Source organism: Streptomyces sp. NBC_00454 (assembly GCF_041434015.1).
Lineage (GTDB): Bacteria > Actinomycetota > Actinomycetes > Streptomycetales > Streptomycetaceae > Streptomyces.
On record NZ_CP107907.1, the window covers coordinates 7,757,440 to 7,777,488 of the forward strand.

The window sequence follows — 20,049 nt, forward strand, 5'->3', positions numbered from 1 at the left end:
TTTCCATGGCTAAGGGCTACTGGGTCAGTGTCTACCCCGCCATTTCCGACCCTGAGGGGCTGACTGCCTACGACAAGCTGGCCGGTCCGGCCGTCCAGGCTGGGGGCGGGCGCGTCCTGTCCCGGATCCCGTCCCGTGGCGGTCGAGTCGTCGCCCACGAGGCCGGAATCACGGAGCGCGTCGTTCTGATCGAGTTCGACAGCTTTGAACAGGCCGTCGCGGCATACGAGAGCGAGGCATACCAGAAGGCGCTGGCGGCCCTCCCCGACGGCGTCGAGCGTGACTTCCGCATCATCGACGGCATCGACTGACAGGCGGGCCCAGCCATCGCTGAGCATCCGTCACCTGATACGCGCACGGTGCTGAACGACGACTCACGAGACGAGTTCGAAGCGATGCCCCGCGTCCCAGTTCGTCGTCGACGTCCTCGACGGCCTGATCCCTGTCGGGCGGACCGGAGAAGCGACGCGACGTCCGGGGCAGCTGGACTGTCTCGCGGACCTCGTCGACGCCAGGACCACATCGCCGGGCCGAAGCACACCCTGGATCCCCTCGACCAGCGGGACATCCTGGTCGGGCTTCGAGCCGGTGAGTCCGACGTGCTGCAGGCGGTGCAGGAAGTGCAGGAGGTGTGGGCGCCAGGGCGATGACGATCGCCGCCTGGAGTCGGCGGCAGGAGTCCCCAGGCAAGCCAGCCGAGAGGGGCTTGCCCAGCGTCCGCTTCTCAACCGGTGCGGCCAGGCCCCGTACGACGCGACCCGCTGTCGGGAAGATCACAGGGAAGCTGACGGGATCGGGAGGGACGGAGCGGCGCACCCGACCAGACTGGGCCCCAAGAGGGGGAATGCCCCGTGTCTGCATTGGGGAGTTGGACGTGCCGAAAATGAATCCCGTCCTGGCCGCCGCGGCCGTCGTGTCCGCCGCGGTCGTGCTGTCCGGCTGTAGCAGCGAGCCGCCTTCGCTCACGTTCGGGTCGGCGAAGCCGTCCGGTGCGCGGCTCGAGGCACGGCCCGCACGTGGAGGGTCGCTGCCCCTCGCTCAGTGGCCCAACGCGTGCGAGGTGCTGGGAGATGAGGAGATCCGCGCGATCCTGCCGCAGGCGAAGGACTTCCAGCGTGAGCCGGTCAAGGTGACCGTCATCAACTTCAACCCGCTCGAAACCTCGGATCCGGGGACTACGGGCGACGTGCCGACAGGTGGGTGCAAGACCGGGTTCGGGCTGCCGGCCAAGTACAAGAGCAAGCGCAACAGCGACATCCGCATCGTCTTCAAGGCCGTCGCCGATCCCGCTCTCGTGGCGGCGTCCTACGCGGAGGACCGCGACGACGAGGCGAAGCGGGCCGGCCAGGACACCACGAAGTTCCGTGACCTCAAGGACTCGCTGGGTGCGGCGGGGTGCTACACCAAGGGTACGACCGCCACGATGGTCTGCCATCAAGGCCCGTACGAGTTCGAGGTGAGCGGCTCGTCGACTGCGGACGGCGTCGGCAAATACCCGCAGGCCGAGGAGAACTGGCGTCAGAAGGTCCTGACCGAGGTGGTACGCACCGTGAGTGCCCGCATGGCGTGAACCCGACGTGAGCGGGGGCATGCCCGCTGTCGCTGAGGGGGAGGGCCGTTGCGGTATTGGTGGCTCGCTGAGCTGAGGTGTCGCAGGTCGTGCGAGAACCGTGTGATCGGTGGATTCGCAAACGGTCCGCCTTCACCCGTCGCCGACAGCACCGGGGGCGCGTCTGTCGCGGTCTTGGAGACCGTACGGGGTTGGGTTTCGCGAGGCGGGCGTTGGCCTGTGACATCTTCCTCCAGGGCAAGGACCTCCATATGACCGGAGGACAGAGAGGATGCTTCGGCGCCGACCTCCACTCCGCTTCAAGTCGCTCAGACTGACCTGTCCACTGGGGGCGTTGTCACGGGACGACTGCCTCCCTCGAACTGGAGAATCCGCAGGTGGGCGGCCCGGAGCAAGGTCGAGCTGTGCTTCACCCCGATCTGCGCCTCCTGGGCCAACCCCAACGAGGCGCACTTCGGACCCCATCCGAGCGCGTACACCGGGTCGGAGCGGTGTGGTTGTCAACGTCACCCGCGCGACGGCCGATGCTGTGTACGCCAGCACCCGCATGGCGTCAGGAGCTGCGATGGCCACGGCGTCCGAGGAGTGGCAGTCGAACATCGAGGTAGCGCGCTCTGCGATGCCCCACCAAGATCTGTGCCAGAACCCCGGATCGGCGCCGGTGCTGGCGCTGCGGCTGGCCCAGGCCCACAGGGCCACGACGTAGATCCACTCTCCGGTGTCGGTCTGCCATCAGCGCACCAGCCGCCCGTTCACGGTGTCATCGGGCATGAGCATGCGGACCGGCGGAAGTGTGCCGGTCTCGGGTGGGTGGGGTGCAGCCTGGCCGCGCGGTGCCTGACCTGGAGATCAACATGTCCGCCCGCGTCGTGGCGGCGGCCGGTGCCTTCCCGTGGCCGGCGCCTTCCGGCGGGGCCGTCAGGTGTCTGCGGGACGGTCGGTGTCAGGCAGTAGCCCGAGCATGTCCAACAGCATCGCCAGCTCTCTCTCGTCGGCGGCCCGTGAGGCGACAAAGCGCCGCGCTGCCGCACGGTCCGTGGTCCCGGAACACGCCAGGAGGGCCGGCTCGTCACAACCGAAGGGATCCTTCACCCGGCCGATCCCACCACGCCCACCCGCCCTGTGCATTCGCAGTGGTCCGCTTGACCGACCGGCGAGATCCGTCACCAGCCAGGGATCCCCGGCGCCGGGATGCTCACAGGTCGGTAGCCCGTTCGTGGCGGGGCTCGTACATGCCCACCTCACCGCCACCGGGCAGCCGGAACCTGGTCAGCCGGCCCCAGCGCGCATCGGTCACCGGCTGTGAGAACTCCACTCCCTTGGCGGCCAGGGTCGTCACCGTCGCATCGATGTCGTCACACATCAGGTAGAGCTCGTGCGACTCCGGGCCGTCCGTCGGATGTACGGCGACCTCGGTCGGCGGAAGCTTGAAGATCAGCCAGCCGCCTCCCGCGTCGACGTGCGGATACTCCAGCACATCCCTGAAGAAGGCCCGGTCCGCTTCCGCGTCACGGCTGTAGATGACGACGTGCCCACCAGTGATCATGCGGCCAGGGTAAGACCCGCAGCGGGCGACGCCGGGGTACGCCGCCATGACGAGAGTCTCCGTTTCCGGCGGGTCTTACCGGGTCTTACGTGGTCGGCAGCCAGGGCGGGAGTGGTTCGCGGCGGGTGTGCCAGGAGGCGGGGGCGGGGGACCACAGGGCGAAGGGGACCGTGTCGCTCGCGCGGATCTGCAGGCCGTTGCCCAGGATCTCGGCGGCCCGGCTCGGGGCCATGTCGCCGCGGAGGACGGTGGCCGTTGCGCTGGCGGCCGATCAGGTCGAACCGGTGGACCTGCGAGGCGAGGATCGCCCGCTGGGCCCGCTGCGCACGGGCGAGAAGGGTTCGGGGACCTTCCGAGAGGTCCCGGTCCTGCACGTAGGGCTCCGCTGCGGCGTCAAGGCCGCGGAGCTTGCGGCGGTGCATGACGCATCGGAAGGCCCGTACGCCGGCGAGCAGTACGGCGGCGGCTCCGGTGTACGGCCGCAGGTCTTTTGAGCCAGTGCAGGCTAGCGGCCGCGTGCGCTGTCCCGGCGCATCGACACGACCGGCCTGATGCTGACCGTGCTGGTCACCACCGTCGGCATCCAGGACTCTGTCGCCGGAGAACGCCTCCTCAACCGGCTCGCCGCCGATCACCCCAGCCTCCGCAAGGGCTCGGCCGACCGCGGCTACGGGGCCCTGCCCACCGCTCCACCGCCATGATCTACATCGCAGTGATCGCCCTCATGACCCGCCGACTCACCCACGGATCCACACCAACCTGGCGAGGAGCGCGAGCCAACGCAGACCGGGATGGATCAACGGGTCAAAAGGCCCTCTCAGCGCCACTCGAGGACGACGTTGCCGTAGCCGAGTGCGGTGGCAGCGTCCTGGGCGCTGATCAGCTGAGGTTGGGCCCCCGGGGTGAGGGCGCTGACGTACGGCTGCTCGACCTTGCCCTGGACGGAGCGGAAGAGCAGGCGCTTGCCGTCCGGTGAGACGGCGACGGGGAGGTTCGCACGGTCGGTCATCGGCAGCAGGTCGGGACCGGCGCCGTCCGTGGTCTGGCTCGACGCTTCGGGGCGCAGCCGGGCGACGTCGATGGTCCAGATGTTGTTGAGGTGCTTGGGAGTCGAGCCCGACTCGCGGTGCGCGCAGAGCAGGGTGTGGTTGTCGACCCAGCCGGACGGCTCGCATTCGTAGTCGGGGAGGGGGAGGGCGCCCTTGGTCGCCAGCGGGCCGCTCGCGGTGACGGAGGTGACGCTGAGGCCGCGTGCGGAGACGAAGTCGGAGACACGGGTGCCGTCGGGGCTGAACCGCGGGCTCGGGCCGAGGAGGCCGCGGAGCGGAGAGCCGCCGAGCAGCAGGATGTTGTCGCGGGTGCCGGGCGGTTCGCCGGCCCACTGCTCGGTGATGTCGTGGCTGCCGGAGGTCGAGCGGCTGGCGATGTGCTGCTGCCGGGCGGCGTCGAGGTGCGTGAACCAGACGCTCCCGCCATCGGGGGCGAACAGGGCGTCCTGTTCCTTCGGGGTGGTGGCGAAGCCCTTGCCGTCCCCGGTGAGATCGGTGAACTTGCCCGTGCGGTCGACGTATCCGACGTGGCGCGCTCCGGTCCGGTCGTCGGCGGTGACGACCGCGAGCTTGGTGAAGTCGCGGTCGAACAGCTGCCGGACCCGCGGGCCGAACGCCGCGTCCGAGGTGGCGGTTCCGCCGGCCGGTTCCTCGTGTGGGAGGCTCTCCGCGCACAGCGAGTAGAGGGCGCTCAGCTCCTCGTGGTCCCGCTTGTCGATCACCACCTGCGCCGGCAGGGTGAATTCGACCGACGCCGTCTTCTTCCAGGTGGACGGGTCGAAGCCCTGGACCCACACCGTGGCGGGCCGGGAGGCGGGCACGGTGCAGCCGGCGCTGATCACCAGATCCTTGCCACGGAACGTCGAGTCGCCGGTGCTCCCGCCGGCCGCGTTCTGGCCTGCCGGTGCCCCGCTGCTCGGCGGCACGGTCCCGGCTGCCCCTGCCGTCCCTGTCGTGTCGCTGCCGGCGCAGCCCGCCAGCAGCGGCAGCGCGAGCGCTGCCGCTGCGAGAACCAGCGCCCGTTGCGTCAACTGCACGACAATCCCCCGTCACATGCTTCATCAGAAGATCATGATTGTAATGCGCTTTGACGGTGGCCCCTTGCTCGGGTGCCGAAGTGCGAAAGGGGCCACGAGGCGCAGGGAGAGGGGATGTTGGCGACCCGGCGGCTGACCTCGGCGACGAGTTCGTCGAGGAGAACAGCGATCGGTTGAGCGCCGGCCAGGACCTGCTGCCCGAATTCGGTGAGGCGCATGCGGTGCTCGAAATGGACAAGCTGAAACCCAGGACACCGGGGCTGCGACGTCTCACCGTCAACAATGCACGAGCTCGTCAGCGGGCGGGTGTAGGTTCTTCGACTGACCAAGTTGCAGGACCATCAGGGGAGAACTCATGGACCGCAGAACGCTCTTGAGCGCGGTCGTAGCGACAGCCGCAGGCGCGCCGCTCGCATCGTTGGCGATGCCGACCAGCGCACAAGCGGCCAGCGTCTACCACGTGGCCGTCTGCGAACAGTTGAAGAACCAGATACTTATTCACCCCTTCGCCCCGGGAGTGGACTGGACCCCGGCCACTCGGTTGTGGAGCTGGTCGGCGCCCGCCCAGAGCGCCTGGGGCATGCTCTCCGACGTCAAGTTCCGCAACACCACAGCGTTCGGCTGGGTCGCTCTGGTCACCGCCTCCGGTGGCAAGGTCGGCATCGTGAACATGGGTGACGGCGACGGGCTGCTCTGGCAGGCGGAGCCCAAGGGCAACCCGCACTCCATTGAGCGCATACCCGACATCGGCGCCGTCGTGACCGCGTCATCCGCGCCGCTCGATGCAGACGCGGATCCGCAATCTCCCGACCACTACCCGGGGTATCTGACCGTCTACGGGCCCACCAACTCGGACGACCCCAGCACGCTCGCCAAGGTCCAGACGATTGCCTACCAGGGTGCGCACGGCCTCTGGTACGACGGCAACTACCTCTGGGCGTTGGGCACGTGGACGCTCACTCAGTACCAGGTCACTGGCAGTCACCGCGACACCCGGCTCGTCAAGGTCTGGGGGTACACGTGGCCCGACAAGGACCACCCCTTCAACGGGCACAGCCTCGACGCCGACCATACTGATCCGAACTTCCTCCTGCTCACTGGCGGTGGCAGCGTCCTGCGGTTCAACAAGTCCACGAAGGTGTTCACAACGGTGACTCCGTCGGGCGTCGGCGTGAAGTCGTTCGCCCGGATCGCCTCAGGGGAGTCCTTCTGGCAGCAGGCTTCGGGTCCGGGCCCGGGCCCGAGGGACCACCAGAACTACTTCATCCAGTTCTTTGACCGCGTCGGCACTTCAGTTGAACATCGCAATCTCAGGGGCTATGGATACGACGGCCAGTTCTACAGGGCTCGCCTGTCCAGCGTCGACTTCACCTAAGAGGACTCCCTCAAGCCGTTTTTGATCTTGAGGTGGTGTGCGATCTGTTGGGGAGAGGGCGGTGGCAGGTGGTGCAGATGCCGACCCAGCACCTCAGGATGTCTTGGAGAGCGTCGGGGGTCTGGTAGAGGGTGAGGCCGGTCCTGGGACTCTTGGGGTCAGTCGCTGTTCGGTGAGGAAGGCCTGGGCCGCGGTCACGAGGGTGACGTGGTGGTGCCAGCCGGGCCAGGACCGTCCCTCCAAGTGGTCCGGGCCCAGGCCGTGCTTGAGTTCCCTGTAGTCGTGCTCGATGCGCCAGCGGACCTTGGCCAGACGGACCAGCTCGGGCCACTCGACCTGCAGCCAGCAGTCGTGGAATCTGGCGCATCGTCAAGTTCGTCCGCCAGTACGCCGCGACCAGCAGGATGCGGTCCTCCAGGGACAGGCTCCACGGCCGTCCTCGGTGCATATCGGCCGCGTGCTCCCGCCGAACCGCGGTCACCAACTTACCGAAGCAGCGCGGGCTCAGCCCCGTGAACGGACCTATCCAAGACGGCTCTGGCGCCGTGATCACACCAGCCACGTCAAGATCATGTCATCGGCGGTCTTGCGCGCTCGTTGGCCGGCCGGCCGACACCGCTTCTCGCGACAGGACCTGAACCAGCGCGGAGTTGGGGGGTGGTGACACGGCGAGATACCTCCAGTCCCGAGCTGGCTGCCGGGGCCTGTGCGACCCACCCCCCATAGCCGCGAGTCCCTTACGATCTCCGTCCGGCCCAGCACACCGCACCGTATCCCGAGCCACTGACAACCCGGCCAGTCCGCAGCCGAGTGAAGCGGGGCACCTTTGCGGCAGCCCGCCCACGTGTTCAGCAGCACGCCCGACGAGTAGTAACGGGATAACCCTTAGCCCTCTCGCTATTTGGAAATAAGGGTGGTGGCCTTAAATTGAATTTCGTCAAGCAATTCCACTGTGGCGCATTCCCTTTTAAAATGCGCAGCAGTAGTCTCAGCGGGCCGGCTCCTCCGCCCACCCTTTACCGCCCGCGGGGTGCGAGCCATTTATCACACATTCGCAGGACCGTGGTCGCGACCAAAAGAGTGGCTCCCATCCCTCAAAGGTGAGAGGGACTATTACGGGGGGGCAGGCTTGGAGTTGTTCACGTCATCCAACGGGAACCTCGCCCAATCGAAAGGAATTCAGGATGCGAACGAACACCACCATCCGCCGTAACGTAATCGCCGCGCTCATCCTCTCCGGTTACGCGCTGACCGTCCCCCCGGCCTACGCCACCCCCACCCTCAGCGTGGCCGTCGCCTCTCAGCGAGCCGATGCCGACCAAGTCGCTCTGCTCAAAAGGAGCGTGGCGGAGTGGAACCAGTGGCGTACAGACAACCCCAGTGTCAAGCCCGACCTCACCGAGGCTGACCTCGCCGGGGCGAACCTCCTTGGGGCCAACCTCTCCGCCGCGGACCTCACCGACGCCACCCTCACCGACACGAACCTCACCGAGGCGAACCTCACCGAAGCCAAGCTCACCGGCGTGAAGGCAACGGGCGCCCTCCTCTTCAGTGCCAACCTCGACAACGCCAACGCCCAGAGCGCCAACCTTGAGGGCGCCAACCTCTCCAGCGCCAAGGCCCGTCACACGGTCTTCGCCAGCGCTGATCTCAGGCGCGCCAATCTCGCCGAGGCCGACCTCGCCGAAGCCGACCTCACCGGCGCCAACCTCGAAGGCGCCAATCTCAACTGCATCAACCACCCCCAGTGCACGTCCACCCCTGCCGGGTGACCGTAAGGCGGCTGCGGCACCGTGAGTGACGGGCGCCGGAAGGGCCTCCCCGTGGTGAGCCGGGAGGGCCCTTCGTCGTACTGGTGGTGCGGGTCCGTCTTCAAATTGATCTGGCCCAGAGCAGGAGCGATGCGAGGGTGACCACAGATTCGTAGGAGCCGACGGCCTTCTCGTAGCGGCGTCGACCAGTCCGTCGCCGCCGTCCTCGCCCCCACCCCGCTTCATCGCCACGCAGAGAGTCGTCCAACACCGGGCACGGGCCGCACATGCCGCGCAGGCGCGGTGACAGCCATCTGGTGAAGGGCGGGACAGCCGCACGGTGGCCCGCCAGATGTTCGTCTCCGAGCACACCGGGCAGGACCACCTCAAGTCGGTGTTCGCCAAGACCGCGACGAAGAACCGCAGAATGCTGCTGGCCCGCGCACTCGGAACGTGAACCGCGGGCCGCTACCCCGCCTGCTTGACGCAGGTCCGGTCCCTCGCCGGCAGCTTGCCGGTGGCCAGGTACCGGTTGACCTGGTCGTCCACGCACGCGTTGCCGTAGCGCCCGAAGAGAGCGTGCCGGTTGGCGCCTTCGAGGGTGACCAGCCTGGAGCTCGGCAGCTGCTTGTGCAGCTCGACGCTTCCCTTGTACGTCGTACGCGGGTCACCGGTGGCGGCGACGATCAGTGCAGGGGCATCGCGCCGCACCCGGGTGGGCTCTTCGCGCGGCGAGTCCCAGAAGGCGCACGGGTTGATGTTGTTGGTCAGAGGGCCGAACAGCGGGTGCGCGATGCGGTTGCGCTCGATGTCCCGCCAGTAGATCTCGGGATCGCGCGCGGCGGCCACGTCCCCGCAGATGACGGCGGACTGCGCGCCGGTGGGCTCGCCCTCACCGCGCAGCACGTACCGGAGCTCCGGGACGAGCATCGGCGGCACCGTCGTCGGCCGGCCCTCCGCGGCTTTGGCCAGTACGGAAACCAGCTCGCCGAACGACGCCCGCGCCGGGGCGGTGTCGTCCGCGATGCCCGAGAAGAGGAGGAGGGGCACCTGGCTGTCGTCGATCCGGAAGGCATCGGCGCCGGCGCCGATGGTCAGCGGACCGCGCGCGGCCGCCGCGACGATGCGGTCGACGGCGGCGAGCACCTCGGGGCGGCTGCGGCCGAGGCCGTAGGTGTCGTGGTGCTCCGCGGCCCAGGCGGCCCAGTCGGACAGCGCCTTCTCGTTCTCGCGCTCGGTGCCCTTCAGCAGCCGGGGGTGGTAGTCGCTCGGGTTGATCGCACCGTCCAGCACCATCCGGTCGTGGCGGCCGGGGAACATCTGCGTGTAGACCGTGCCCAGGTAGGTGCCGTACGAGTAGCCCAGGAAGGAGATCTTCCGCTCGCCGAGCGTGCCGCGGATGACGTCCATGTCGCGGGCCGTGTTGCGGGTGGTGATGTGCGGGAGCACGGCGGCGTCGGTGGCCCGGCACTTGTCGGCCAGGCTCTTCTGCAGGGCGACCTGGCGGTCGAAGCCCGCCCGGCCGGTGCCGGCGGACAGCCAGGTCATGCCGACGGGCAAGCCGCAGTCCAGCGCGGTGCTGCGCCCGATGAAGCGCGGGTCGAAGCCGACGATGTCGTAGCGCGCGCCGACCTCCTTCATCGACGCACGGGCCTGCGGCGGGGACTGGAGCGCGGGACCGCCCGGACCGCCGTTGTTGAGGAGGATCGCGCCGATGCGGTGGCGGGTGTCGGTGGCCTTGAGCCGGGAGATCGCCACGGTGATCGTGCGCCCCCGGGGGTCGGCGTAGTCCAGGGGCACGGTCACGTCCGCGCACTGCACGCCTGCCTGGTCCAGATCGCGGCCCGTGGTGTCGTCGGGGCCCTCGATGCAGCTGCCCCAGCCGAGGTGCTGGCGGTAGTAGCGGTCCAGTCCGGCCCCGGAGCTGTCCTGGGCGGGGGTCTCGGCGGCCGTGGCCAGGACGGGGGAGGACGTGAGGCAGGCGGCGAGAGTGAGGCCCACGGCCAAGGCGCGGCGAGCGGCGGGGCTGACAGTGGTCACGGGGTCTCCTTGAGCATCGTCCGCTTCGTGTGATCGCATGCCCCGAGGCTAGGAACCCGCCCTGGTACGGCACATCGCCCAAGGGCACGAGGACCCCGGTCCCGTCCACCCCTGGTCCGGGACCTGCGGCCCGGTCCGGCCTCCTCCTCAGGGAGGAGACAGCCAGATCACGACGTCCAGTCGGCCGAACCGGCCCTAGCCGTCCGGAACTAGCGGTACCCGCAGTTCGCGGGAGGCGCGGGCGTACTTCGAGATCGGGCCGATCACGTTCTCGTCGCGGAAGGAGGTCACCGCCTGGGTCGGACTGCGGGTGCTCTCGGAGGTGGTGGGCGGACGGTGGCCTGCCTCCCGATCCTGCGCGACAGCCCCGGCGGCGCTCTGTGACCAGTCGGCCAGGATGTTTCCCGAGCATGATGGCCACGCCCTGGAGGTCTTCCTCCGGCACCGGGCGCGGCCCGCGTCCTGTGCGCAGATGGAGCCAGCCCTCTGCCCAGTGTGCCCGCTGATGCTGCTCTCCCTGACCGACGCGCTGCGCCGTCCCGGGAGAGCGGAACGGCGGGCCGTCGCAGGGGCGGTGCGCAGCGTCGCCGACCTGCTCGAAGCTGCCGGGGACGCCTGGACCGAGCGCCGTCACCAGGTGACCGAGGCCATGGACGCCGCCTACGACACCGTGATCATCCGCCGCCTCTTCCCACCCCGCCCGGGCAGTACCACGGCCCGCCTGGCCGGCCGCCTGGACTCGCTCGTCGGAACCATCGCCTACGCGGACGCCACGATCACCCGCCTCACCAGCCTGGCTGCCACGGGCCACCACGGCACGCCAGCGGCGACCCAGGAGATGGCCCGAGACCTGTCCGCGGAGCTGCGCCGAAGAGCCGCGCGGCTGCGAGAACATCGGCTCCGCCGAGTGCGCAGCCCGCGCTGACCCACCTCGCGCCAGGCAGGTTGGCGGAGTTCCTCCGCTGGTCGCGGATCGTTCGGCAGGCCGCTGAACCAGGCCCTTGTCGTCGGCAGCGTTGGGGCCAATGGAGGTATTCAGTGGCGTCTCAACCCGAGCCATTATGGCCAAGACCGTACATTTACGTAGATGTCGGCCACAGAGCGTACTACTGCGAATCGGTATCCCGAGCGGGTCACCTACGACAGGGACGCGGTCTACGCGATCCTCGACGAGGCCCTCGCCGTCCATGTCGGCTTCAACACCGATCTCGGCCCGGTGGTCATCCCCACCCTCCACATGCGGGTGGGTGATCAACTCCTCCTGCACGGCTCCGCGTTCGGCCGCTTCATCACCACCGCCGCGTCCGGCGCGCCGCTGTGCGTGACCGCGACCCTGATCGACGGCGTGATCCTGGGCCGGGCCTCCTCCCACCACTCGGCCGCCTACCGCTCCGCCATGATCTTCGGGACCGCCACGGCGATCGAGGACGAGCAGGAACGCGCGGACGCCCTCGCCGACGTCGTGGAGAGCGTCATTCCCGGCCGGTTGTCCGGCCCGTATGCCGCCCGCCGGCCCAACGTCGAGGAAGCCCGGTACACCGCCTGCCTGACCATGCCGATCACGGAGTTCTCGATGAAGGTCCGCGAGGGTTTCGCCCGTGACGAACCCAAGGACGACCAGGTCGAATCCTGGGCGGGCTGGATTCCGCTGACCACCACCCCCGGCACCCCCGTCCCCGACACGATCACCGGCGACCGCTTCCCCGCCCCCCACTACGACCCGTCCATCCACCGCTTCCGCCAGAACTGAGCCTTTTCCAACCTGGCTGCGGCGGTGAGGTGTTGGAGGTTGTCAGCTGTACGGAACGACGGAGCTCCTGGTAGACGGATCCTCAACCAAGATCACCCGTGTCCGCCAGGAGCTTCGCGTGCTTGTCCACCCCTCGTCGATCGACCTGTCCAGCGGCACCCTGTATTACCTGACCACGCGGCTCCGTGCCCGGCAGCGAGAGATCGGGACCCGGTGGCGACGGCTGCCTGCCGGCCGTCAGGCCCTGCCTAGACCGAGGCGATGAAGACCGTACGGGCGAAGGCCTTCGTGATCCTGGACGGCACCCTGCTGCCGATCGACCGGGAGGAGGCGGGTGTGTACTTCAGCAGCCCGACCAACATCACCTTCAACCGCTTCGGAGGGGACGGGATCATGGACCTCCTGGCTGTCCTGCTCCGACGGTTGGATGCCGTGCTCGTCGTCCCGGGCGGGCCGACCATGATCCTGCGGAACGAGGACCGTGAGATTCTGCCCGCCTCCCTCAGGGGCGAGCGGCCCGTCGTCGTGACGCGTACTGGCGCGGAGATCGACCGGGCGATCCGGGCTTCCAGCACCTCAGCGACCCGTCGACGTTCTGGATCTGCGACAACGCCTACAGGCCCACCCGCCACACATGCCCCTACGGGCTCGTGTTCAACGAGAAGGCCCGGCCCGCCCCGGTCTGTGACTGGCCCGATCAGGTCTACTCCCAGGCCCCCACCGGCGCGACCACGCTGACCGCCGCCCCGGCCCAACTCCAGAAGCTGCCGCTGAAGGTCGTCGGCCTCAAAGCGACCCTGAAGACCGGGCTGATCGGAGTGCCGATCACGTTCAAGAGCGAAGGCATCGGTGCGAAGGGAGTATGCGATCAACTCCCGCTGGTTGAGGGCTTCGTCGTAGGGGGCGAGGGGCTGTACACGTGGTGCCTCTGCAACACTGAATCGCCTCTCGTTCTAAGGCAGTTGAGTTACCTTTGGGTTTCCGTAGATTCATCCAGGGGGATCGCCGCGTGGCCACTGACGAGATAGAACACCTCTACGCCGAGCGGCCGTCCGCGCCGGCAGCCGCCCTCGCTGCCCAACGCGGACTGGGCGACTGGATCAAGACGTTCGCGCCGGGGCAGGGCCGCCGGTGGAAGAAGTCGCGAGACTGGAGGCTCTACTTCTTCTCGGGCGGCCTGGCCGTGACGTCGCCGGAAGGCTTCTTGGCCGCGTACGACTACGGAACCGTGCGGGTCCTTCAGTACCGCCGCACCGTCAACGGCGCTGCTGTGGAAGCCTGTTCGGTCCTGGTCGATCCGGAGGGCAACGCCCTCAACATCGGGTACGGCAAGCCCCCTCTGTTCAAGGGGGACAAGATGGCGCTCGGCATCACCTCGTGGACGGGCGGCGCCGGGTTCCTCTACCCGCACCTCTGGGGTGACCACATCCAGGCGCAAGTCACCACCGCGCAGCTGCCCGGGACGATCGCGCGCATCCAGCAGGGCGAGCAGGTGAAGTTCGGTCCCTACACGCTCGACCGGCACGGCGTCTCCGACAAGAAGTACTCGATCGCCTGGACCGAGATCAATGAGATCGGCTTCACTCTCGGCTCCTTCATGTTCAACGGCCACCAGAAGCGGTCGACGGCCCCGGAGTCCGCGAGTTCGTTCGTCATCCCCAACCTCGACCTCTTCGTGAAGCTGTGCCACCACCTGAGCCCCTACGTGAAGGGCTGACCTGGCCGCCGTGGAACAGCTGACGGGGCAGGACCCCACACACATCGGCCCCTACCGTCTGATCGCCCGCCTGGGGGAGGGCGGCATGGGCCTCGTCTATCTGGGGCGGTCCGATCTCGGCCGCACGGTCGCGGTGAAGGTCGTGCAGGCGGAGCATGCCCAGCATCCCGAATTCCGCAGGCGGTTCACCCGCGAGGTTGCCGCTGCCCGGCGGGTGGGCGGCAACTGGACTGCCGCCGTCCTGGATGCTGATACCGAGGCGGCCGTGCCCTGGGTCGCCACCCAGTACATCCCGGGCCCCGACTTGACCACCGTGGTCGGCAAGGACTTCGGGCCGCTGCCCGAGCACTCGGTCCACATCCTCGCCAACCGCCTCGCCCTCGCCCTGCAGGCCGTGCACGAGGCGGGGCTGATCCACCGCGACCTCAAGCCGTCCAATGTCCTCGTCACCGTGGACGGGCCCCGTGTCATCGACTTCGGTATCGCGCGGGCACTCGACAGTATCGGCGGGGACAGCCTTCTCACCCGCACCGGCATGCTGATCGGCTCGCCCGGCTTCATGTCCCCGGAGCAGGTCAGGGGGCATGAACTCACCGCCGCCAACGACATGTTCTGCCTCGGTGCGGTCCTCGTCTACGCCGCCACCGGCCGCCTCCTCTTCGGCGCCACGGACACCGGTCTCAATGCCCACCTCTTCCGGATCGCCGAGGAGGAGGCGGACCTGACCGGCGTACCGGACTCGCTCGTCGATCTCGTAAGCGAGTGCCTGGCCAAGGATCCGGCGTTGCGGCCCACACCCGCCCAGGTGGTCGAGCGCACGGTGACGCACCGGGCCGAGGAGTGGCTGCCGGGGCCGGTGCTGGCGCAACTTGGCCGCAAGGCAGCACAGTTGCTGGACTTCACCCCCGAGATCCGGGGTCCGCAGCCGGACCCGCGGTTGCAGGCCTTTCCTGGAGTGGCTGGGCCCCAGCCGACCGCCTACCCCCTGACGCCGCCCCTCCATGCCCCGTCCGCGTACTCTCCCACGGGCCCGGCGCACTTCGGTGCCGCGCCGGGATACGGACCGCAGGCGCCACCGGCACCCGCGGGCCCGCCCGGCCGACCCTTCGTCCCGGCTGGAGACAGTAACGGCTCACACCTGCGGCGCGGGTGGGGCCTGGCGATGGCAACGATCGCGCAACTGGCCGTGGTGCTCGCAACGTCGGCGACCACCGTGCTGCTGTATGACGCCCTGAGAGACCTCGGATCGGACGCTTCGTCCCGGGAGTGGATGGTCACTGCCCATTTTGCGGCCTTCGGTGCGCTGCTCTTCGTCGGAGGACACCTTGCGGACCTCATCGGGCGCAAGACGACGCTCCTCATCGGCCTGACCGGCTTCGCCATGGCCACCGCGGTCCAAGCCTCGGCCGCCAACCCCGACATGATGCTCTGGGGGTACATCGCCCAGGGAGTCTTCGCGGCCCTGATCACCCCGGCCTCGTTCGCACTGGTCGCCGCCCTCTTCACCGAGCCGAGCGCGCGTGCGAAGGCTTTCGGGGTCTACTCCCTGGTAGGTCTGGGGGGTGCAGCGCTGAGCCTCTTCCTGGCGGTGCCGCTCGCCCAGGTCCTGCCGTGGCGGGTGTTGCTGTTCGTCACTGTCCTCCTGGCCGTCATCGCCCTCGTCGGCACAGCCACCCTGGTCCGTGACCTACCGGACCGCACCCAGGCTGGATTCGACGCACCCGGCGCGCTCCTGGGCACACTCGCAGTCGCGGCCGTCATCTTCTCCATCGACCGGTCGACGATACTCGGCTGGGGGACTCCTTTGATCCCCCTCTGCCTCACCAGTGGCGTCCTCCTGATGGCGGCCTTCTTCTGGCGGCAGACGAGGACCGAGGGCGGCGCGATCCTGCCGTCGTACGACACGGGGGCCCGAGAGCGTCTCGGCGCACTGATCACCCTGTTCCTGAACGGACTCGCCCTCGCCTTCGCGGTCCCGATGCTCGGCGAATTCCTGTGGTCCGTCGGGCCCTGGCTCGGCCTCGTGGCGTTCTTGGTGATGGCCGGCTCCTTCGTCATCGGCTCCCTGCTGGTCTCCGCCTGGTTGCCCCGTATCGCGCCCCGCGTTTTGCTGGTGCCGGGTCTGCTACTCGCCGCGGTAGGTGTACTGCTCATCAGTCTGGGCATGGCCTCCCTCTACGGGGCCCTCCCCGGCATGATCTGCCTTGGCTTCGGGCTGGGGATGGCCGGCACGGTGCTCTACTCGACCGTCACCGAAGGCATCGCCCCGCAGGACTCCGGCGGTCGGGCGGCCCTCGCCATCACGGGCCAGGAGCTGGGCGATTCAGCCGCTGCCGCCCTGGTCGGTGGGTCGGCTGGCCTGCATACGCTGGAAGGCGCCGGCCTCGGAGTTCTGTACATGTCGGCCGGAGCCCTGCTGATCGCTGCATTGGTCGGAGGGCTATTGATCAAAGGCCCACGACGCGGGCTGAGCGGCGGTGCCACGAGGCCCAGGGAGGCGCCCTGACCCCCTCCTGCCCTTTGCGCGTAACAGTCGGGGGGCCGGTTCGGCGGTCACGGCGGTAGAAGCCGATCCCATGGGCCACTGCCGTGAGCAGTGACGCGATACAAACCTTCTGGGTCGCTCACAGCGCGGGCGACCTGGACGCGCGCGTGAACGACTCCCCGCGCGGCGAGGACGAGGACGAGGTCGCGGCGCTCTCGAGCCGCTTCGCGACCCGAAACAGGACTGGCGAGCCAGTCGGTGAAGAGGACGGGGTGCCCGGGATCTCTGGCCGGTCCGGGGCGGTTCACTCGTTGGTGAGTCCCGCTTGGTGGGAGAGGATCGCGGCCTGGACGCGGTTGTCGGCACCGAGTTTGGACAGCACGTTGCTGACGTGGGCTTTCACAGTGGATTCCGACATGAACAAGGTGGCGGAGATAGAGGCGTTGGACAGTCCTTGGCCGACCAGGACGAGGACTTCCCGTTCGCGCGGGGTCAGGGTGCCGAGGCGTGCGCGCAGGGCGGGGTCGACGGCTGGTCTGGCGGTATGAGCGGTGGAGAGGACTCGCCGGGTGACGGAGGGGGACAGCACTGCGTCTCCGGCAGCGACGCTGCGTACGGCGTGGATGAGGTCTCTGGGCTGGGTGTCCTTGCGGAGATAGCCCGAGGCGCCGGCCTGTACGGCCTCGTCGACGTATTCGTCGAGGGTGAAGGTGGTCAGGATGATCACCTTGGGCGGATCGGGCATGGTGGTCAGACGTCGCGTGGCGGTCAGGCCGTCGAGGCGGGGCATGCGGATGTCCATGAGTACGACTTCGGGGGTGAGGGCCCGGGCCTGGGTGAGGGCGTCCTCGCCGTCGGCGGCCTCGCCGATGACAGTGATGTCGTCGGCTGACTCCAGGATGGTGCGCAGTCCGGCGCGGACCACGGCGTCGTCGTCGGAGATCAGGATGGTGATCAAGGGGCCGACTCCTTGTGGGGTGCGTGTGCCGGTCCGGTGACCGGGATGTATGCCTGTACCCGAAAGCCGCCTTCGGGAGTGGCGCCGGAGTGGAAGGTGCCGCCGAGCAAGTCAACGCGTTCCCGCATGCCGATGAGGCCGAACCCGCCGCTGGGGAGGGGGGACGTGCCGCGCTGCGGGGGCCGTTCGTTGACGATGTCCAGCCGCACGGCGCCCGGGAGGCGTTCGAGACTGACGCGGGTGCGGGCGCCGGGTGCGTATTTCGCGGCGTTGGTGAGCGCCTCTTGGACCAGCCGGTACACAGTGCGCTGTGTGTCTGGCGGGAGTTCGTCGGGAGCCGTGCCCTGCATGGTCAGGGTGGTAGGCAGGCCGATCGCCTGGGCGTCGGTGACGAGGTCCGGGAGGTTCTCCAGTGTGGGCTGGGGGGCCCGGGGCGCTGGGGCTGTGGAGCCGGTGGAGAGCACGCCGAGGATGGTGTGGAGCTCCTCGACGGCCTCGCGTCCAGTGTCGGCGATGGCGCAGGCTTCTTGGGCCACCCAGGCGGTGCCCCGGTCGGCGGCCACTTCGATCGCGCCGGCCCGCAGCACCATATGGCTGACCCGGTGGGCAACGACGTCGTGCATCTCCTTGGCGATCCGGGAGCGCTCCTGCACAATGGCCCGCTCGCGGTTCTCCTCAGCGATCAGCCCAGCCAGTTCGTGGCGGGTTCGCAGGTACAGCCCCGCGAGTGCCGGCACTGCCACGAATCCGAGCAGTTGGGAGACCGTACGGCTGGCCACGCCTGCGCACGGGCAGCCCATGGCGAGCGCGTGCAGCACCAAGGCTGTGCCGACGGTGCCCCACAGCCAGGCAGGGGGGCGGACCTGCCTGGCAACGGTGAACATGGCCAGGGCGAGGGCGGCCGGTGCGTACGCGAGCAAGTCCCCGACGATCACCGCCGCTGCCACAGGAAGGGGCCAGAAGCGGCGGAACAGCAGGAGAAGGCCGAGAACGCCGGCGATCGCGACTTCGACCCAGAGGTCGTCGGCGAGGAGACCGAAATCGGAGACATGGCGTGCGGTGACGGCGTCCGCTACACCGAGTACGACGGTGCCCGCACTCAGTCCCACATCCGCCCTGCTCAGCCGCACCTGCACCCCATACTCTCGCTTTCCGCTAAATACCACCGTATGGGATCAGCAGGCTGAACCTAGGATATATCGGACCCATCTGCGAAGTGGCAGGCCGGGCGAAGGCCTCGAGCAGATGCCACTGGTGGCCCGGTTTCGGCTGACGGTGGCGCAGAACAGCGGCGCACTCGGGCCCAAACGTGATCGAGCACTGCCGGATCGTCTCGTCAGCCTTGGCCGCGGACCGACCGGGTGATGATCTCCACCAATGTCTGCTCCTGGGTGGGGAGCACTATCTCGAGCCTGCTGTTCCCCACATCGCACGTCATGATTGCGGAGCGCTCGGAGCATTGATCCACCGTGACCGCCGACGGACTGATGACGTCGCCGGATCCCGTTCGCCACCGATCCGCAATCCGGACCTCCCCGTGGCTCACGATCAGCACGCGAGACCTTTTCTCAAGGCCCTCGCCCAGGAAGCCTGCCATGCAGGGAATGCGAATGGTTTCACCGCGATGGAAAGCGGCGACCAATCGGGCAGTACGACGTTTGGTGATGCGTCTCCTGGTGATCCAGAGGATGCTGTCGAAACACAGCCAGAACGTGGCTTCGATGAAGAGCTGAATCATGGTCCCTAGTGAACTCGGTGGAGGGTTTGGGTCACGCCGGAATCAATGCTGCTGTCTCCCCTGATGGAGTGCACCATGGTTGCGAGGTCGGCCAGCGCGGCATCGACTCCTTCGGTGAGAAGAACGCCGAGGACATTGAGGACTATCTCATCCTCCCCGTGGAGCTGGTACTCGGCGACCTGTGCAGAGAGGCTCTCGGGTGTGCCATAGGCAAATACTCCGCCTTCCACCAACGACTTGGCCCCAGCCCAGGGATCGCCTGGATCCACCCTGAGGCCGGCGGCGCGCAGCATGGCCGCATAGTGAGGGCCGGAAAGGTGGGACTCATGGGCCGCGTAGGCCAGCTTTCGAGGATCCCGGGACGGTCGCTCCAACGCGGCTGAGACGATCGTGGCGACTCGTGGCACCGCACGTCCGACGGATTCCGCGCCTTCTCGCAGAGCGGGCCGCAGGGTCTTCGAGAGGTAAGCCGGCGGAGTGAGGAGGGTGATGGCGACGTCTGCGGTCTGACCGACCGTATGCGCCATCTTCGGACGCAGCAGTCCCGCTCCGAGGGAGACGCCGGGATTCGGTATCTGGTGGAGGCCGTCATCCATGGAGAAGTACTCGCCGCGAAACTCCACGGCATCGCCGTCCAGCAGCCCCCGCATGATGGACAGATACTCGGCGATGGCGGTTCGCGGGCTTGCGTACCGTTCCCCCCGCAGCGAGGCGACGAAGTCAGGATCCCCTATCCCATATCCCGCGACGACCTCGCTGCCGGTGAGGACGGCCAGGGAGCGCGCCTGGACCGCGGCGTCCATCGGGTGCCGTAGCGGGGTCAGCGCCACGCTGAGTCCAACGGGTACGCGCAGGCCCATCCCTGCCAGGTATGCGACTGCCTGGTGACTCTCCACGAGGGTGGACTGGCCCAGGTAGAGCCGATCCAGGCCGAAGTCCTGGACGGCCCGGGCGAACCGGGCGAGGTCGTCGAGATCGTAAGCCATCAGGGGATAGAGGACGGAGACTCTCGGCTGGGCTGCTCGTGCTTGTG

20 protein-coding genes and 5 pseudogenes are annotated in these 20,049 nt (G+C 68.4%); 15 read left to right on the forward strand and 10 right to left on the reverse strand.

All coding sequences use genetic code 11. The annotated features are described in order from the left end of the window. The first annotated feature begins 5 nt into the window (after positions 1–5). The 4 genes and pseudogenes from OHU74_RS35365 to OHU74_RS35380 all read left to right on the forward strand — a co-directional run bounded on the left by OHU74_RS35365 (position 6) and on the right by OHU74_RS35380 (position 2,276). Positions 6–311, forward strand: coding sequence for a DUF1330 domain-containing protein (locus OHU74_RS35365; protein ID WP_371614086.1), 306 nt, complete (start codon positions 6–8; stop codon positions 309–311). Between the two features lie 563 nt (positions 312–874). After that, entirely contained in the window at positions 875–1,570 is a 696-nt protein-coding gene (locus OHU74_RS35370; RefSeq protein ID WP_371614085.1) for a hypothetical protein, read from the forward strand. A gap of 366 nt (positions 1,571–1,936) precedes the next feature. Beyond that, a pseudogene (locus tag OHU74_RS35375) lies at positions 1,937–2,032 on the forward strand (IS630 family transposase); the annotation flags it as partial. 103 nt (positions 2,033–2,135) lie between these two features. Then, positions 2,136–2,276 carry a hypothetical protein gene (locus OHU74_RS35380; RefSeq protein WP_371614084.1) on the forward strand — a complete coding sequence of 47 codons (141 nt, stop codon included), beginning with the start codon at positions 2,136–2,138 and terminating at the stop codon, positions 2,274–2,276. Between the two features lie 489 nt (positions 2,277–2,765). Here OHU74_RS35380 and OHU74_RS35385 read toward each other — a convergent pair whose 3' ends face one another. Together OHU74_RS35385 and OHU74_RS35390 are read right to left on the reverse strand one after the other, a co-directional pair. Then, positions 2,766–3,116, reverse strand: coding sequence for a VOC family protein (locus OHU74_RS35385; protein WP_371614083.1), 351 nt, complete (start codon positions 3,114–3,116; stop codon positions 2,766–2,768). 85 nt (positions 3,117–3,201) lie between these two features. Continuing rightward, positions 3,202–3,348: a hypothetical protein gene (locus OHU74_RS35390; protein WP_371614082.1), complete on the reverse strand. Its 147-nt coding sequence runs from the start codon at positions 3,346–3,348 to the stop codon at positions 3,202–3,204. 16 nt (positions 3,349–3,364) lie between these two features. Between OHU74_RS35390 and OHU74_RS35395 the strand changes: the two genes are divergently transcribed. Both OHU74_RS35395 and OHU74_RS35400 read left to right on the forward strand, forming a co-directional pair. Then, the gene (locus OHU74_RS35395) at positions 3,365–3,610 is read left to right on the forward strand and encodes a hypothetical protein (RefSeq protein WP_371614081.1); all 246 of its coding nucleotides are present in this window, start codon (positions 3,365–3,367) and stop codon (positions 3,608–3,610) included. 57 nt (positions 3,611–3,667) lie between these two features. Beyond that, on the forward strand, positions 3,668–3,817 hold the full coding sequence (locus OHU74_RS35400) for a hypothetical protein (RefSeq protein ID WP_371614080.1): 150 nt from the start codon (positions 3,668–3,670) through the stop codon (positions 3,815–3,817). A 116-nt stretch (positions 3,818–3,933) separates the two neighbouring features. On the opposite strand, the gene OHU74_RS35405 is transcribed toward OHU74_RS35400, so the two are convergent. Beyond that, on the reverse strand, positions 3,934–5,202 hold the full coding sequence (locus tag OHU74_RS35405; protein ID WP_371614079.1) for a hypothetical protein: 1,269 nt from the start codon (positions 5,200–5,202) through the stop codon (positions 3,934–3,936). A 424-nt stretch (positions 5,203–5,626) separates the two neighbouring features. Here OHU74_RS35405 and OHU74_RS35410 point away from each other — a divergent pair, with 424 nt between their 5' ends. Then, positions 5,627–6,577, forward strand: coding sequence for a hypothetical protein (locus OHU74_RS35410; RefSeq protein WP_371614078.1), 951 nt, complete (start codon positions 5,627–5,629; stop codon positions 6,575–6,577). 93 nt (positions 6,578–6,670) lie between these two features. On the opposite strand, the pseudogene OHU74_RS35415 reads toward OHU74_RS35410, so the two are convergent. Then, positions 6,671–6,904: pseudogene (locus OHU74_RS35415) on the reverse strand (IS701 family transposase); the annotation flags it as partial. Between the two features lies 1 nt (position 6,905). Continuing rightward, positions 6,906–7,139, reverse strand: a pseudogene (locus tag OHU74_RS35420) (transposase family protein); the annotation flags it as partial. 622 nt (positions 7,140–7,761) lie between these two features. Here OHU74_RS35420 and OHU74_RS35425 point away from each other — a divergent pair. Next, a complete protein-coding gene (locus OHU74_RS35425; protein ID WP_371614077.1) occupies positions 7,762–8,349 on the forward strand; it encodes a pentapeptide repeat-containing protein in 588 nt (195 codons plus the stop codon). A 319-nt stretch (positions 8,350–8,668) separates the two neighbouring features. After that, positions 8,669–8,785 carry a two-component response regulator gene (locus OHU74_RS35430; RefSeq protein ID WP_371614076.1) on the forward strand — a complete coding sequence of 39 codons (117 nt, stop codon included), beginning with the start codon at positions 8,669–8,671 and terminating at the stop codon, positions 8,783–8,785. A gap of 11 nt (positions 8,786–8,796) precedes the next feature. Here OHU74_RS35430 and OHU74_RS35435 read toward each other — a convergent pair whose 3' ends face one another. After that, entirely contained in the window at positions 8,797–10,368 is a 1,572-nt protein-coding gene (locus tag OHU74_RS35435; protein ID WP_371614075.1) for an alpha/beta hydrolase, read from the reverse strand. A 505-nt stretch (positions 10,369–10,873) separates the two neighbouring features. On the opposite strand from OHU74_RS35435, the gene OHU74_RS35440 reads away from it, so the two are divergent. The 6 genes and pseudogenes from OHU74_RS35440 (at position 10,874) to OHU74_RS35465 (ending at position 16,341) form a co-directional block, all read left to right on the forward strand. Continuing rightward, complete coding sequence (locus tag OHU74_RS35440; protein ID WP_371614074.1) at positions 10,874–11,293, forward strand: hypothetical protein; 420 nt, start codon at positions 10,874–10,876, stop codon at positions 11,291–11,293. Between the two features lie 162 nt (positions 11,294–11,455). Further along, positions 11,456–12,118 carry a pyridoxamine 5'-phosphate oxidase family protein gene (locus OHU74_RS35445; protein ID WP_371614073.1) on the forward strand — a complete coding sequence of 221 codons (663 nt, stop codon included), beginning with the start codon at positions 11,456–11,458 and terminating at the stop codon, positions 12,116–12,118. 118 nt (positions 12,119–12,236) lie between these two features. After that, positions 12,237–12,469: pseudogene (locus OHU74_RS35450) on the forward strand (IS5/IS1182 family transposase); the annotation flags it as partial. Positions 12,470–12,708: 239 nt separating this feature from the next. Continuing rightward, positions 12,709–13,146, forward strand: a pseudogene (locus OHU74_RS35455) (chitin binding peritrophin-A domain-containing protein); the annotation flags it as partial. Next, entirely contained in the window at positions 13,128–13,835 is a 708-nt protein-coding gene (locus OHU74_RS35460) for a DUF6585 family protein (RefSeq protein ID WP_371614072.1), read from the forward strand. The pseudogene OHU74_RS35455 and the gene OHU74_RS35460, both read left to right, overlap by 19 nt. A gap of 10 nt (positions 13,836–13,845) precedes the next feature. Continuing rightward, the gene (locus OHU74_RS35465) at positions 13,846–16,341 is read left to right on the forward strand and encodes a bifunctional serine/threonine protein kinase/MFS transporter (protein WP_371614071.1); all 2,496 of its coding nucleotides are present in this window, start codon (positions 13,846–13,848) and stop codon (positions 16,339–16,341) included. A gap of 283 nt (positions 16,342–16,624) precedes the next feature. On the opposite strand, the gene OHU74_RS35470 is transcribed toward OHU74_RS35465, so the two are convergent. From OHU74_RS35470 to OHU74_RS35485, 4 genes are all read right to left on the reverse strand, one after another. Next, positions 16,625–17,278: a response regulator gene (locus OHU74_RS35470; protein ID WP_371614070.1), complete on the reverse strand. Its 654-nt coding sequence runs from the start codon at positions 17,276–17,278 to the stop codon at positions 16,625–16,627. Next, positions 17,275–18,387, reverse strand: coding sequence for a sensor histidine kinase (locus OHU74_RS35475; RefSeq protein WP_371614069.1), 1,113 nt, complete (start codon positions 18,385–18,387; stop codon positions 17,275–17,277). The genes OHU74_RS35470 and OHU74_RS35475 overlap by 4 nt, the downstream gene beginning before the upstream one ends. Positions 18,388–18,614: 227 nt before the next feature. After that, positions 18,615–19,016 (reverse strand): hypothetical protein, encoded by a 402-nt coding sequence (locus OHU74_RS35480; protein WP_371614068.1) that lies wholly within the window; start codon positions 19,014–19,016, stop codon positions 18,615–18,617. Between the two features lie 5 nt (positions 19,017–19,021). Next, entirely contained in the window at positions 19,022–20,002 is a 981-nt protein-coding gene (locus OHU74_RS35485) for an LLM class flavin-dependent oxidoreductase (RefSeq protein WP_371614067.1), read from the reverse strand. Positions 20,003–20,049: the final 47 nt, after the last annotated feature.

Bases quoted from the DNA above. Each gene is read 5' to 3' on its own strand.
- OHU74_RS35365 (WP_371614086.1), top strand. From the start codon at position 6: ATGGCTAAGGGCTACTGGGTCAGTGTCTACCCCGCCATTTCCGACCCT.
- OHU74_RS35485 (WP_371614067.1), bottom strand. From the start codon at position 20,002: ATGGCTTACGATCTCGACGACCTCGCCCGGTTCGCCCGGGCCGTCCAG.
- OHU74_RS35445 (WP_371614073.1), top strand. From the start codon at position 11,456: ATGTCGGCCACAGAGCGTACTACTGCGAATCGGTATCCCGAGCGGGTC.
- OHU74_RS35440 (WP_371614074.1), top strand. From the start codon at position 10,874: ATGCTGCTCTCCCTGACCGACGCGCTGCGCCGTCCCGGGAGAGCGGAA.
- OHU74_RS35410 (WP_371614078.1), top strand. From the start codon at position 5,627: ATGCCGACCAGCGCACAAGCGGCCAGCGTCTACCACGTGGCCGTCTGC.
- OHU74_RS35400 (WP_371614080.1), top strand. From the start codon at position 3,668: ATGCTGACCGTGCTGGTCACCACCGTCGGCATCCAGGACTCTGTCGCC.
- OHU74_RS35380 (WP_371614084.1), top strand. From the start codon at position 2,136: ATGGCCACGGCGTCCGAGGAGTGGCAGTCGAACATCGAGGTAGCGCGC.
- OHU74_RS35480 (WP_371614068.1), bottom strand. From the start codon at position 19,016: ATGATTCAGCTCTTCATCGAAGCCACGTTCTGGCTGTGTTTCGACAGC.
- OHU74_RS35390 (WP_371614082.1), bottom strand. From the start codon at position 3,348: ATGGCCCCGAGCCGGGCCGCCGAGATCCTGGGCAACGGCCTGCAGATC.
- OHU74_RS35425 (WP_371614077.1), top strand. From the start codon at position 7,762: ATGCGAACGAACACCACCATCCGCCGTAACGTAATCGCCGCGCTCATC.
- OHU74_RS35385 (WP_371614083.1), bottom strand. From the start codon at position 3,116: ATGATCACTGGTGGGCACGTCGTCATCTACAGCCGTGACGCGGAAGCG.